The sequence below is a fragment of the Sphingomonas bacterium genome (assembly GCF_903644135.1).
Taxonomy (GTDB): Bacteria; Pseudomonadota; Alphaproteobacteria; order Sphingomonadales; family Sphingomonadaceae; genus Sphingomonas.
Window position 1 is genome coordinate 1 of the sequence record NZ_CAHJXA010000035.1, and the last position, 14139, is coordinate 14139.

The following is a 14139-nucleotide window of genomic DNA, read 5'->3' on the forward strand; positions in this document are numbered from 1 at the left end:
ACCTCACGCCGCTCGCGCAACAGCTCTGGCAGCACCAGCGCGGCGTCATCCTGCCACTCGCACGCCATCCCTTCTGCCGCTACGGCTACAGCTTCATCCCCGGCCGGCCGCTGGCGCGCTACGGCATCGAGCAGCAGGCGGAGATCGTCCGGCACGCGTTCCTGTTGCGACAAGGGGTGAGGGTGGCGGGAGCGCCGGAGCTGGCGCGTTACGAAAGTGTGCTGCCGTTCGGTGCATCGTCGAGCAGCTTGCGATAGAAGACCACCCGCTCGCGCTCCTCGAAGCCGAGCGCGCGGTGCAGCGCCCGACCTTCATCGTTCTGCAGGTCCGCGTCGGAGCCAAGCTCGCGGCAGCCGCGGGTACCGCCCCATGCCTCCACCGCACGGGTCAGCGCACGGGCGAAGCCACGACGGCGGTACGCCGGCGATACCGCCAGCCCCTCAAGAAAAGCGACGGGCGAGGTGTTGCAGCCGTTGACGTGGTCGCGCCGGATGCTCGCCTCCGCGAACCCGATGACCGCGCTCCCGTCGAGCGCGACAACGGCGTAATGATCCTCGCCGGCGAGCCACCCGACAATTGCGGCACGATGCTCGTCGACGCTCTCGTCGGCCCAGAGCAGCGCTCGAAGGCGGGCCCAGTCGTCGACATGCTGGGCGCCGGCGGCCACGACGATCACAAAGCCCCGAAATCGATCGGCGCGTTCTTGTCGAGTGCGTTGTCCGCCGCTGGCATCGGGTATTTCAGCCCCGTCGCGCAGTTGAACAGGACGACTCTCTCGTCCTCATCCACCTCGCCGTCGAGCAGCGCCTGGCGGTACGCCGCCAGCGTCGCGCCGCCCTCGGGGCAGAGCAGTAACCCATCTTTCCGCGCACAATCATCGACCGCGCGCAGGATCGCCGGATCGCCGACGCCCAGCGCCTTGCCGCCGCTCTCCCTCACTGCGCGCAGGATCAGGAAGTCGCCGACCGCCTTGGGCACGCGGATGCCCGCCGCCACGGTATGCGCGTCCTCCCACCGCTCGGCATGTTCCTCGCCCGCCTCGAACGCGCGGACGATCGGCGCGCAGCCCGACGCCTGCACCGCGTACATGCGCGGCCGCTCCGGCCCGATCCAGCCGAGCGCCTCCAGCTCGGCGAACGCCTTCCACATGCCGATCAGTCCGGTGCCGCCGCCGGTCGGATAGAAGATCGCGTCGGGCAGTTTCCAGCCGAGCTGCGCCGCCAGCTCCAGCCCCATCGTCTTCTTGCCCTCGATCCGGTACGGCTCCTTGAGGGTCGAAAAGTCGAACCAGCGGCCCTCCGCCGCCCCCTTGCCGACGATCGCGCCACATTCGTCGATCAGGCCGTTGACCCGCCACACCCGCGCGCCCTGCATCGCGATCTCGCGCACGTTGATCTCGGGGGTGTCGGCGGGGCAGAACACGATCGTTTCGATGCCGATCCGCGAGCAATAGCCGGCGAGCGCCGCGCCGGCGTTGCCGTTGGTCGGCATGGCGATGCGGGTCACGCCCAGCTCCTTCGCCATCGCCACCGCCATCACCAGCCCGCGCGCCTTGAAGCTGCCGGTTGGCAGGCGACCCTCGTCCTTGACCAGCACGTTGGCGGAGCCGGCCGAGCGCGGGATCGGGATCAGCGGCGTCTCGATCTCGCCCAGGCTGACGATGTTGTTCGTGTGCCGCACCGGCAGCAGCTCGCGCCAGCGCCACAGGTCGGTCGCTCGCGCCTCCAGCATCGCCTTGGGCAGGTGAGCGCGCACCGCATCGAGGTCGTAGCGCACCAGCAACGGCCGCCCGGCCCGCGACAGGCCGTGGAGCGTATCCGCCTCGTAGCGATCGCCGGTGATCGAGCATTCGAGGTGCGTGACAAAAGTTGGGCGATCGGTGGTAAGATTGGGATTCATAGGTACCCTTGCCGCTCAGACGTCACTTCGGCCAAAATATCACCATTGCAATGAGCACAATCAACACGAGGGCAAGCCAAATCCACAGTGACTTCTAACTGTTTGGAATCGCCGCTCCCAAACAATCAAGCAGAAATTCAGCCACTATGTGCATGGGCGTTAGCTATTCCGCCGCCTTCGCAACCGCCACCAGCGCCGGGCGCAGCAGGCGGTCCTTGATCATGTAGCCGGTCTGCATCTCCTGCACGATCGTGCCGGCCGGCTCGCCGCTCGGCATCTCCATCATTGCCTGGTGGCGATTGGGGTCGAGCGTCTCGCCCAGTGCCGCGATCTTTGTGATGCCGTGGCGCTGGAACACGCTGTCCAGCTCGCGGCCGGTCGCCTCCAGCCCGGTGACCAGCCCCTTCATCTTCTCGTCGGCGCGCAGCTCCGCGGGGATCGCCGCCAGCCCGCGCTGGAGGTTGTCGGACACCGACAGGATGTCGCGCGCGAAATTAGTCGCGGCATAGCTGCGCGCGTCGGCGGCGTCCTTCTCGGCACGGCGGCGGACGTTCTGGATGTCGGCCTGCGCATAGAGCGTCGCCTGCTTCGCCTCGGCGAGTTGCGCCTCCAGTTCCTTCACGCGGTCGTGCTCGGCCAGCTCGGGCGCGTCCTGCGCGGTTTCCTCGCGCAGCGTTTCGGCTTCGGTGTTCGTCTCGTCGGTCATCATCGTCCCTGTAATCTCAGCCCATCAGCCGGGCCAGCGTCGCCGCCGTGAAGTCCACTATCGGCACGACGCGCGCATAGTTCAACCGCGTCGGGCCGATCACGCCGACCACGCCGACCACCCGCCCGTCCGTCCCCCGGAACGGCCGCGCGATCACCGACGAGCCGCTGAGCGCGAACAGCCGGTTCTCGGCACCTATGAAGATGCGCGTCGCATCGCCGGCGCTGGCCGAATCGAGCAACCCCGCCACCTCCTGCTTCCCCTCCAGGTCGTCGAGCAGGTCGCGCACCCGGTCGAGGTCGGCGGCGGCGGCGGCATCGATCAGCCGCCCCTGCCCGCGCACGATCAGGATCGGCCTGCGCTCGCCATCCTCGCTCCACACCGCCAGCCCGCGCTCGACCAGTGCGCGTGCGGCTCCGTCGAGCGCGGCACGGCCGTCCGCCATCTCCCGCTCGACCCGCGCCCGCGCCTCCGCCAGCGTCAGCCCGGCGAGCGTCGCCGACATATAGTTGCCCGCCTCCACCAGCGCCGAGGGGTTCATGCCAGGCGGCAGGTCGACGACCCGGTTCTCGACCGCGCCGTCGTCGCTGACCAGCACCGCCAGCGCCTGGCTCCGCGACAGCGGCACGAAGCCGATCGAGCGCAACGTCAGCTCGCGCTTGGGCACCAGCACCAGCCCCGCACAGGCCGACAGGCCGGAAAGCGCCGCGGTGGTGGCGGCTAGCGCCTCCTCGACCGGACCACCGCCCGCCGCCCGCGCCTCGATCTGCGCGCGCTCGTCCGCGGTCGGCTCCATCGCCTGCATCATGCCGTCGACGAACAGCCTTAATCCGACATCGGTCGGCATACGCCCGGCGCTGGTGTGGGGGGACGCGAGCAGGCCGCGCTCCTCCAGCTCCTGCATCACGCCCCTAATCGAGGCGGGCGACAGGTTGAGTCCGGCGGCGAGCGCGATCGTCTTCGACCCCACCGGCGCGCCGGTCGCCAGATAGCTGTCGACCACCACCCGGAAGATGTCGCGCGCGCGGGCGTTGAGCTCGGTGATCGGCGGGGTCGCCATCCGCCACCACTGGCGCGTCTCCGCTCGCCCGTCTAGGGCCGCCGCCAACCAGCAGGAGATGATCATGCGCCCCAGCGGCCGCAGCCCCGACCAGATGCGAAGCATCAGCATCGAACCGCGCTTCACGCGCCACGCGGAAGGGTCCGTCCTGATCGGATTCGGCGATACCAAGGTGCTCGTCACCGCCTCCGTCGAGGAGCGGGTTCCCCCGTTCATGCGCGGGCGCGGCGAGGGCTGGGTCACCGCCGAATACGGGATGCTGCCCCGCGCCACCCATACCCGCGGCAATCGCGAGGCGGCCAAGGGCAAGCAGTCCGGCCGCACGCAGGAGATTCAGCGGCTGATCGGCCGCTCGCTGCGCTCGGTGATGGACATGAAGGCGCTTGGCGAGCGGCAGATCGTGCTCGATTGCGACGTGATACAGGCCGATGGCGGCACGCGCACGGCGTCGATCAGCGGTGCCTGGGTGGCGCTGCGCCTCGCGGTCGATGGGTTGTTGAAGAGCGGCAAGCTCACCAGCGATCCGATCCGGCAGAAGGTCGCGGCGGTGTCGTGCGGCATCTATCAGGGCAACCCGGTGCTCGACCTCGACTATGACGAGGATTCCAACGCCGACGCCGACGCCAATTTCGTGCTGCTGGAGAACGGCCACATCGCCGAGGCGCAGGCGACCGCTGAACACGCCACCTATGACGAGGAGGCGCTGCTCCGCCTGCTTCGCCTCGCCCGCATCGGCTGCACCGACATCTTCGCCGCGCAGGCGCGCGCCGTCGCATGAACCTCGACCTGCCCGGTCCGCAGGCGGTGCGCAAGCTCGCGCCCGGCCGGCTGGTGATCGCCAGCCACAACGAGGGCAAGGTGCGCGAGATCAGGACGCTGCTGACACCATACGGGATCGAGCCGGTGTCGGCGAAGGAGCTCGACCTGCCCGAGCCGGTCGAGACCGGCACCACCTTCTTCGCCAATGCCGAGCTGAAGGCGCGCTCCGCCGCCGACCTGTCCGGCCTGCCGGCGCTCGCCGACGACAGCGGGCTGTGCGTCGAGGCGCTGGGCGGCGACCCCGGCGTGTTCACCGCCAACTGGGCGGAAACCGCCGATGGTTCGCGCGACTGGAACCTGGCTATGTGCAAGGTCGAGGACGCCCTGACGGCGATAACGCCTGCGCCGAGCCGCGACGCGCACTTCGTCTGCGTCCTCGCGCTCGCCTGGCCCGACGGCCATGTCGAGTGGTTCGAAGGCCGCGCCGACGGTACGCTGACCTGGCCGCCGCGCGGCGCGGTGGGGTTCGGCTACGATCCGGTGTTCGTGCCGGAAGGCGACACGCGCACCTATGCCGAGCTGGACCCGGCCGAGAAGCACGCGATCAGCCACCGCGCCGACGCTTTCCGGCAACTGGTCGCGGCGGTGTTCTAGCACGTCACCTTCGACTGTCATCGTTTCATCACACGACCGTAATCCCCCCGTCACGAGGCACGGTTAGGCGCAGCCCCGAAGCGAGAGCACTCGTCCGGGGGTCCGATCACCATGCGCATAACCATCGTGGCGCGGCACCGCGCCGTGCACTTCCTGTCTGCCCTGCTCGCCTCGGCGGCGCTCCCCCTCACGGCCGGGGCGCAGACGCAACCGGATGGCGTGCAACAGGCCGCGACTCAGGTCACCGACACTACCGCGCCGCCGGCGCAGGCGGGCCCGCTGGCGACCGAGCCGGACACCGCCGACCGTCTCGAAGACGTCACCGTCGTCGCGCGCAAGCGCGCCGAGAGCGCGCAGGCGGTGCCGATCCCGATTACGGTCATCTCGCTGCAGGAGCTGGTCCGCCAGAACCTCGTCAACTTCACCGACTTCCAGACCAAGCTGCCCGCCTTCTCGGTGTATCTGACCAACCCCAAGCAGCTCAATCTCGGCGTGCGCGGGATCGGCAACAACGGCTTCAACACCGACGGCATCGACGGCTCGGTCGGCGTGTTCGTCGACGGGGTGTATGAGGGGCGGCAGGGCATCGTCTCGTCCGACTTCAACGACGTCGCGCAGGTGGAGCTGCTGCGCGGGCCGCAGGGGACGCTGTTCGGCAAGAACACCACCGCCGGCGCGGTCATCATCTCCACCCAGAAGCCGAGCTTCACCCCCGAGATCTTCGCCGAGGGAACGGCCGGCAACGAGGCGTATCGCCAGCTCAAGGTCAACGTGTCGGGTCCGGTGCTCGGCGACACGGTCGCGCTGCGCGTGTCGGGCTATTATTCGGCCAAGAACGGCAACTACCCCAACCTCCAGAACGCACTGGAGCAGAACGCGCGCGAGGCCAAGGGGCTACGCATCCAGGCGCTGGTCCAGCCGGCGTCCAACCTTTCGATCCGCCTGATCGCCGCGCATGGCGACCAAGATTTCCCGACGCTGACCCCCGTCACACTGTCGGTCTATCTGCCGACCGCGCTGCAGGCGCGGATGACGGCGGCGGGCTATCCGCTGCTGGTCAGCAACGTGCGTGACCGCCAGCTCAACATCAACGGTCGCCAGAACGCGACCACGCATTTCAGCTCGGGCAGCGGTCAGATCGACTGGGGCCTCGGCAGCCTGGGCGAGCTGACCTCGATCACCGCCTATCAGAAGTGGGACTGCTTTACCCAGAACGACAACGACTATACCCAACTCTACGCGATCCGCGACTATGGCTCGTGCAACACCGAGCACCAGTTCTCGCAGGAGGTGCGGCTCGCGACGCCGCACGGTCGGCCGATCGAGGCGGTGATCGGCGGCTTCCTGTCGCGCCAGACGCTCGACGTCGACAGCCGCATCCAGTTCGGCTCGCAGTACAATATCTGGGCGGCCAACCCCTCGGCCACCGCCTTCCCGACGCTGGCGGGGCGGACCTGGGCGCAAGGTGCTTATGTCAACGCCGTCAACGGCTTCGGCATCGCGAGCCATGCGACCTTCAAGACCGACACCGACGCGGTGTTCGCCAACGTCACCTGGCACCCCGACGCGGCGCAGCGCTTCGCGCTCGACGGCGGCCTGCGCCAGACTTGGGAGTTCAAGACCGATCGCTACGCCGGCAATGTCGCCTCCAACCCCGGCAATCTCTCGACCGCACAGATCAACGCGCTGTCGCCATCGGGTGCCAATGCGCAGCTCGGCAACGCCTTTGACCATGTCACCGACAGCTCGCTGTCGGGTGAGGCGACCGCAAGCTACAAGCCGATGACTGGCTTCCTGGTCTACGCCAAATACGCGCGCGGCTATAAGTCCAAGGGCTTCAACCTCCTGCCCTACAATGCCAGCAACCCCGACACCGGCATCCCGCAGGCGATCACGCTCGGCGCGCGGCAGGACATTGACGGCGAGACCGCCGACAATGTCGAGGCCGGGTTCAAGACCGAGTTCTTCGATCGCCGTCTGATCTTCAACGTCACCGCCTTCTCGACGCTGGTGCGCAACTACCAGGCCAACGAGGCGATCGGCGTCGGCAACACCGCCACCCGCTTCCTCGCCAATGTCGGCGCGCTCCGCTCCAAGGGCGTCGAGGTCGAGGGCGAGGCGCAGCCGCTGCCCGGCCTGCACCTCAAGGGCTTCGTCGCGTTCGACCACGCCTATTACGCGCGCTTCCACAATTCAGTGTGCCCGGGCGAGTTCACCGCGCTGTCGTGCGACCTGACCGGGCGGACGGTCGCCTGGGCGCCGCGCTGGACGATGGACGGCACCGCCGACTATACCCGCGAGATCGCGCCCGATGTCGCCGCCTATGTGATCGGCGACGTCAACTGGCGGTCGAGCCAGAACACCACCATCACCCTCGATCCGCTGGCGCGGATCACCGCCTATGCGCTCGCCTCGGCACGGGTCGGCGTGCTGCTCGACCACAAGCGGCTCGACCTGCAGCTGTGGGTGACCAACCTGTTCGACAAGGCCTACTACATCAACCTGCTCGGCTATACCCGGTCGACCGGCATCGTGCAGGGCTATCCCGGCAACCCGCGCGCGTTCGGCGGCAGCGCGCTGGTCCATTTCTAGTCGCATCGCAAAGGACCCGGCCATGCTCATCGACCGCCGCTCGTTGATCGCCACCGGGATGTTCGGCATCGGCGCGCTGTCGCTGCCCGGCTTTGCCCGCGCGGCCACCGTCGGGGGCTTGACCGGCTTCACCCATGCGGTGGCGAGCGGTGAGCCGTCGGCGGATTCGGTGCTGCTGTGGACGCGCTACGTGCCCGCGAGCGGCGACGCCGCCGAACTGCGCGTCGAAGTAGGGGAGAGCGCCGACTTCGCCCATGTCGTCGCCGGCGGCGCGCAGATCACCGGCCCGTGGCGCGACCATACCGCCAAGATTACCGTCGACGGACTGCAGCCGGGCCGCAATTATTTCTACCGCTTCGTAGCCCCGGACGGCTCGTTCTCGCCGACCGGCCGCACCCGCACCCTGCCCGGCGGCGGTACCCGGCCATGGCGCGCGGCGATCTTCTCCTGCTCCAACATGGGCTATGGCTGGTTCAACGCCTACGGCCATGCCGCCGCACGCGACGACCTCGACTGCGTTATCCATCTCGGCGATTACTTCTACGAATACGCGCCCGACCATTACCCAGCTGCCAAGGACGCGGTGCCCGGCCGCGTGCCGCTACCTGCCGCCGCCACGATTCACGTAGCCGACTATCGCCTGCGCTATGCCAGCTACCGTGCCGATCCCGACCTCCAGGCGCTGCACCTGAAGCTGCCGATGATCGCGTCGTGGGACGACCACGAAAGCGCCAACGACAGCTGGGAAGGCGGCGCGGAGAACCATCATCCGGCAAGCGAAGGCGATTGGAACCTGCGCCGCGACGCCGCGATACAGGTCTATCGCGAGTGGATGCCGGTGTCCGATGAGCCATGGAAGACCTACGACATCGGCGGCTTGGCGACGCTGTTCCGCACCGAAACGCGGCTGCTCGCCCGCACCCGGCAGGCCGAGTTGGCACCGTTGTTCAAGCAGGCCGACCCGGTCGCCGCGCTGACCGCGTTTCGCGACGGCGCGTGGATGGATCCGGGAAAGACGATGATGGGCAGCCAGCAGGAGGTCTGGCTGTCCCATGCGATGCGCGCCTCGGTGAAGAGCGGCCGGCCGTGGCAGATCGTCGGTTTCGGCACGGTGATGGGCAAGACGGTGATGCCTGCCGACGCCACCGGCTGGCTGACCGGCACGAGCGACCGGGCGCGCGCCAGGGTCGAGAGCGGCATCGTCGCGGCGAAGCTCGGGCTTCCCTTCAACTATGACAGCTGGGACGGATACCCCGCCGCCAAGGCGCGCTTCCTGCGCTCGGTGCAGGGCATGGGCGGCAACACCGTCGTCATCTCGGGCGACAGCCACAATGCCTGGGCGTTCAACCTGGTGCAGGACGGCAAGCCGGCGGCGGTCGAGTTCGCCGGGCACAGCGTGACCTCGCCCGGCTATGAGGGCAATTTTACCGCCGATCCCCGGCGGATCGCGTCGGCGCTGGTCGCCGCCAATCCGGACATGACCTGGTGCGACACCTCGCGCCGCGGCTACATGGCGATGACGGTGGCGGCCGACCGGGTCAGCAACGACTGGATCATGGTCGATACCATCAAGACCCGCACCCCGCGCGCCACGATCGCGCACAGCGCGGCGATGCTGCGCGGCCGCCCCAGCCTCGTCTAGCCGGGCGCGCCGTCAGCTAGCCGCCGACCCGGGCGGCGTGTTGCTCCAGCGCGATGCTCAGCGGGCCCTTGGGCGTCGTCCCGGTCACCGTCGCCTGGCCGACGAAACCGCCGGTGCCATAGCTGCCGGTGCGGGTGATGTGCATCGGCTCGCCATGCTTCTGCGGGCAGGACAGCGTCTGGGCGTAATGCCCGTCGCCGATCCGTTGCGTGTCGACGCGGCACATCGCCTTGGGATCGGGCAACAGCAGCGCCTCGATCCCCTCCCCCGCCGACAGCCGCTTGTGCTCGGCCTTCGACTTGCCCTTGATCATTCGCGCCAGGAAGCCGGGCACGCCCGGAATGGCAAGGTCGACGACCTTGGACGTGACGTCCCAATTGCCGGGCTGGACCGCCTGCGCCGAGGCCGAGGCGGGGACGAGGACCAGGACGGGAGCGAGATATCTGAGCATGTGCATCCGTGTACCGCTCCTACCGCCATGTCGGCAACCACGCACCATGGATACCGGGCGGAATGCGGTGCGGGATGCGCACGCTCGCGATCGGCGGCGCTTCGATATCTGCGGCATCCAGGATCTCCAGCGCGGTGCCGCTGCCGTCCGCCTCGATGACGAAGCCCATCAGCCAGCCGTCATCCTCGGCCGCGTCGGGCGAGCGCGGCACGAACACGAACTCGCCGGCGATGCGCCCCGGTCCGAAGGCGTGGAGGTGCCGGACGCCGCGCTCCAGATCGTGCTTGAGCAAGGGTGCCTCGCCGACCAGCGTCTCGGTCATCTCCTCCGGCAGCCCGAGCGCATAGGCGTAGCGATAGGGGAGCCCGGTGCGCCGGGCGTCGATGGTCGGCAGCTCCTGCGGCGCGGGGTCGATCACGCGCTGTTCCACCGTCCCGGCCATCGGATCAATCGTCCAGCGCTCCAGTCCGCGCGGCTGTTCGTCGGGAGCGAGGTTGTCGCCCGCGAACATGCGGTCATAGGCGATCACGTCGAGCGCCACCCGCCCGTCCGGCAGGTCGAACGCGTTGGCGGTGTGGAACACGAAGCACGGGTCGAGCGCGATCCAGCGTATGTCGTCCGCCTCGCCGTCACGGGGCAGCAGCCCGATCCGGGCGGGATGCTTCTCGTTCCAGCGATAGGGGAAGCCGTTCCCCGACAGCACGACCCGCATCGACAGGGTAAGCGGCAGGTCCATGACGATGACGTAGCGCTGCGTGATCGCGCAGTCGTGGATCAACGGGCCGTGCGCCACCGGGATCGTCACCGACCGCCGCACCCGTCCGGCGGCGTCGACGGTGTTGTAGCGCAGGCGCTTGGGATCGGTCGCCTCGTAGCACAGCGCGTGAAGCTCGCCCGTGGCCGGATCGCGGCGCGGGTGGGCGGTGAACGATCCGGGCAAGGTGCCGCCGAAATCGTCGTAACGCTGCGACTCCAGATGCTCGTCGAAGCGGACCGGCGTGCTGCCCGCCTCGACCAGCGCCCAGCCGCTGCCGGCGTGACCCAGCACGCTGGTATTGACGGTGTCGAACACATGCCGCGGCCCCGGCGCGGCTGGCAGGTCGCGCGCCTTTGCCACTTCGTCGGAGCGGATCCAGCGGTTGCGATACCACAGCGCCCGACCGTCCTGAAGGCGGACCCCATGAAGCATCCCGTCGCCGGTGAAGAAATGGTAGGAGCGCGGGTCCGGTGCGGCCGGGTTCGGGCCGATGCGCACATAGCGACCGTCGAGCTGCGGCGGGATCGCGCCCTCGACGGCGAGGTCGGTGAGCGTCAGTTCCTCGGTCATCGGCTGGTGGATGCCGGTCAGCAGCGGATGCGGCGCGTCGCGCGGCGGCAGCCGCCGCCGGTTGAACGCGGCGACCGCGGTGACAACCGGCGACAGCACCGCCCCGACGACGCCATCGACCGCCTGCGAAACGCTGTCGGCGAAAGCCGCCCGGCGCAATACGGTCATGCCGGGCTCAGCGTCTGATACGGGCGGTCGCCGGATCGGGCGATACCGACACCATTCTTCTTGTCGGCCATCGGTTGGTCCTTGATCGTCGGCGACCGGGCAACATCGGGTCATCCTCACAACCATCAACGCGGCCGCCTCACCACATGATCCGCAACAAGGCCGATGCCCGTCGATTTAGCTGGATAGGGCGGCAGACGGAACGGTGCGACGGATTGCGCGACCAAAGCGCCTGCTACGCCGGCCTGGGCGGCCGCAGGACTAGGGGGGCGAGCTTGCGCCAGGCTTCGAGCGTCGCGGTGCGCTGCACATGGTAGGGCAGCCAGGTGTTCACGAAGAAGATGCCGCGCAGCAGATACTGGGACAATTCGATGAACTGCTCGGCGTCGGCCCTGGCATAGCCGGCATGGACCAGCGCATCGAGCCAGATGCGGTCGAGCTCGCGCCGTGAACTGGCGAGCACCGGGTAGACGATCTTCGCAAGCGCCTTGTCCGAGCGCGCGACGATGACGATCTCCATCAGCGCGGTGAACGCGGGCGCGAAGAAGAACGCCTCCGACTCGGCCAGGAACTCGTCGATCGCGGTTTCCGGCGAGCCGATCGTCGACGAGGTCGCGCGGGCATGGGCGATCGCCTCGTCGAGCGCGTGGGCGGTCGCCGCCGTGACCAGGTCGATCTTCTTGGGGTAATAATGTTCCTGCGCGCCGCGCGACACCCCGGCGCGGGCGGCGACGCCGATCGCACTGAACCCGGCATAGCCCTCCTCGACCAGCGACTGCAGCGCCGCCGTCAGGATCGCCGCCTGGGTCTCCTGCCGACGCTCCGCCTGCGTTCGACGCGTCACCGCCTTGTGCTGGGTCGCCATGATCGGCCTCGCAGTCCCGCGTGATATCGTCACCAAGCCATAACCGGCTCACCGCCTATCGCAAGCGGATCGCTGGCCATCGGCCTGACCGCGACGGCATCGCCCGGCTAGATCACGTCCTCGATCCGGATCGGCATCTTGCGGATGCGCCTGCCCGTCGCGTGGTACACCGCGTTTGCGACGGCGGCGGCAGCGCCGACCATAGAGATCTCGCCTACGCCCTTGGCACCGATGACGTTGATCAGCGGATCGGGACGATTGATAAACCCGACCTCGATCTCGCCGATGTCGGCATTCACCGGCATGACATAGTCGGCGATGTCGGCGTTGAACCAGCCGCCATAGCGCGGATCGACCTCGGTCTCCTCGCGCAGCGCTGAGCCGATCGCCATGGTGACGCCGCCGCGCACCTGGCTGGCTGCGGTGCGTGGGCTGACGATGCGGCCGCCGTCGCAGATGCTGACCACGCGCGGCACGCGGACGCGGCGGGTGCGCGGCTCGACCCGGACCTCGACGAAATGCGCGATGTAGCTGACCGTCGTGAACGTCGGGTAGGTCGGCCCGCCGCGCGCGAAGTCGCCCGAGCGCAGCTTGTCTAGCGCGGTGGCGTCCTGACCGGGCGCGATGTTCGACACCTCGACCTGCAGAAACGGCCGGCGGGGCGTCGCCAGCTGCTGATGGACCGTCCCCGTCAACGTCCGCCCGGCGGCCAGCTCGGCGAGCTGCGCCTTCATCTGCGCCGACGCCTTCACCACCGCCGGGATGACGCTCATCGTCCCCCACGAACCGGCGGTGAGATGCTGCGGCGCGGCACTGGTGTCGCCGATCAGGATCTCCAGCCGGGCGGTGTCGATCCCCAGCTCGCGCTCGAGCAACTGCGCGATTGCCGTGCGGATGCCCTGCCCCATCTCGTGCCCCGCCACCGCGAACTGGGTACGGCCGTCGGCGGTGATGCGCAGCGTGGCGATGGTCGGCGTCGTCGGGCCTGGATAGGCACCGCCGGCGACGCCCCAGCCGACCAGCGTGCCGTCGGGCAGCGTCATCGAACTCGGTGCCATCGTCCGCCGCTCCCAGCCGAACCGGCGTGCGCCCTCGGTGAGGCACTCGTTGAGGAAGCAGGACGACAGCGGTGTGTTGCTGACCGGGTCCATCGTCGCACGATGGTCGAGCCGGAACGCGACGGGATCGCGATTCACCTTGTAGGCCAGCTCGTCGATTGCGCTCTCAAACGCGAAGTGCGCCGGGTGCGGGTTGGGCGCACGCATGAACCCGGGGTCCTGCGTGTCGATGCGTACGTTGGCGGAGGTGCCGTCATAGTCCGGCACCCCGTACATGCGCGGCGGCGTCTCGTGATAGGCGGGCGGGAAGCCGCCCTTGCGCGACTGCTGGTGATCGGCATCGTAGCGGATCGCGACCAGCTTGCCGGCCGCGTCCGCGCCCAGCGTAACATGGTGGCGGCTGCGCGGCCGGAAGGTGGCGTTGTGGAAGATCTGGCCACGCGGCATCACCAGCTTGACCGGCCGGCCGGTCACCATCGCCGCGCGTGCGACGATCGCCGACTGGCGCTGGATCGAGCCCTTCTGCCCGAACGCGCCGCCGATATACGGGCTCTTCACCTCGATGATCGCCTGGTCGATGTGGAGCGAGCGGGCGACCGCCTGACGGACCATGCCCGCGCCCTGCGTACCCTCGTAGATGGTCAGCTTGCCATCCTTCCAGACCGCGGTTGTCGACAGCATCTCGATCGGGTTGTGGTGCTGCGCCGGCGCGACGTAGTGCGCGTCGATCGTCGTCGTCGCGGTCGTGAAGGCATGCGCCGGATCGCCGGTCTTGGTCGGCCGGAAGGGCTCGCGCGTCGTGCCCGGGCTGTCGATCACCGCCACGAACGACTCGGTGGCATAGCTCGGCCGGATCGCCTCCGCGCCCTCGATCGCCGCTTCCAGCGTCTCGGCCACCACCAGCGCCACCGGCTGACCGCGATAGGTGATGTCGGTGGTGATCGTCGGCGTCGGCGGC

At 68.8% G+C, this 14139-nt stretch carries 12 protein-coding genes and 1 pseudogene; 5 read left to right on the top strand and 8 right to left on the bottom strand.

From position 1 onward, the window contains the following. Positions 1-257: pseudogene (locus HUU96_RS03535) on the top strand (hypothetical protein); the annotation flags it as partial. Here HUU96_RS03535 and aac(6') read toward each other — a convergent pair. The 4 genes from aac(6') to hrcA form a co-directional block, all read right to left on the bottom strand. Beyond that, positions 209-667, bottom strand: a complete 459-nt coding sequence (gene aac(6'), locus HUU96_RS03540) for an aminoglycoside 6'-N-acetyltransferase (protein WP_254604954.1) — start codon at positions 665-667, stop codon at positions 209-211. The pseudogene HUU96_RS03535 and the gene aac(6') overlap by 49 nt on opposite strands. A gap of 5 nt (positions 668-672) precedes the next feature. After that, positions 673-1899 carry a threonine synthase gene (locus tag HUU96_RS03545; RefSeq protein WP_174291482.1) on the bottom strand — a complete coding sequence of 409 codons (1227 nt, stop codon included), beginning with the start codon at positions 1897-1899 and terminating at the stop codon, positions 673-675. A gap of 163 nt (positions 1900-2062) precedes the next feature. Next, complete coding sequence (gene grpE, locus HUU96_RS03550; protein ID WP_174291483.1) at positions 2063-2605, bottom strand: nucleotide exchange factor GrpE; 543 nt, start codon at positions 2603-2605, stop codon at positions 2063-2065. 16 nt (positions 2606-2621) lie between these two features. Further along, positions 2622-3665, bottom strand: coding sequence for a heat-inducible transcriptional repressor HrcA (gene hrcA / locus HUU96_RS03555; protein ID WP_174291491.1), 1044 nt, complete (start codon positions 3663-3665; stop codon positions 2622-2624). Between the two features lie 64 nt (positions 3666-3729). Between hrcA and rph the strand changes: the two genes are divergently transcribed. The 4 genes from rph (at position 3730) to HUU96_RS03575 (ending at position 9312) form a co-directional block, all read left to right on the top strand. Next, the gene (gene rph, locus HUU96_RS03560; protein ID WP_174291484.1) at positions 3730-4443 is read left to right on the top strand and encodes a ribonuclease PH; all 714 of its coding nucleotides are present in this window, start codon (positions 3730-3732) and stop codon (positions 4441-4443) included. Then, entirely contained in the window at positions 4440-5078 is a 639-nt protein-coding gene (gene rdgB / locus HUU96_RS03565) for an RdgB/HAM1 family non-canonical purine NTP pyrophosphatase (protein WP_174291485.1), read from the top strand. The genes rph and rdgB overlap by 4 nt, the downstream gene beginning before the upstream one ends. 111 nt (positions 5079-5189) lie before the next feature. Beyond that, positions 5190-7670, top strand: a complete 2481-nt coding sequence (locus tag HUU96_RS03570) for a TonB-dependent receptor (protein WP_174291486.1) — start codon at positions 5190-5192, stop codon at positions 7668-7670. Positions 7671-7692: 22 nt separating this feature from the next. Beyond that, positions 7693-9312 carry an alkaline phosphatase D family protein gene (locus HUU96_RS03575; RefSeq protein WP_174291487.1) on the top strand — a complete coding sequence of 540 codons (1620 nt, stop codon included), beginning with the start codon at positions 7693-7695 and terminating at the stop codon, positions 9310-9312. A 16-nt stretch (positions 9313-9328) separates the two neighbouring features. Here HUU96_RS03575 and HUU96_RS03580 read toward each other — a convergent pair whose 3' ends face one another. From HUU96_RS03580 to HUU96_RS03595, 4 genes are all read right to left on the bottom strand, one after another. After that, positions 9329-9769, bottom strand: a complete 441-nt coding sequence (locus tag HUU96_RS03580) for a DUF3617 domain-containing protein (RefSeq protein WP_174291488.1) — start codon at positions 9767-9769, stop codon at positions 9329-9331. 13 nt (positions 9770-9782) lie between these two features. After that, complete coding sequence (locus HUU96_RS03585) at positions 9783-11258, bottom strand: carotenoid oxygenase family protein (protein ID WP_254604955.1); 1476 nt, start codon at positions 11256-11258, stop codon at positions 9783-9785. 235 nt (positions 11259-11493) lie between these two features. Then, complete coding sequence (locus HUU96_RS03590) at positions 11494-12123, bottom strand: TetR/AcrR family transcriptional regulator (protein WP_174291489.1); 630 nt, start codon at positions 12121-12123, stop codon at positions 11494-11496. A 107-nt stretch (positions 12124-12230) separates the two neighbouring features. After that, positions 12231-14139: xanthine dehydrogenase family protein molybdopterin-binding subunit (locus tag HUU96_RS03595; protein WP_174291490.1), on the bottom strand; the 1909-nt coding region annotated here is incomplete at its 5' end.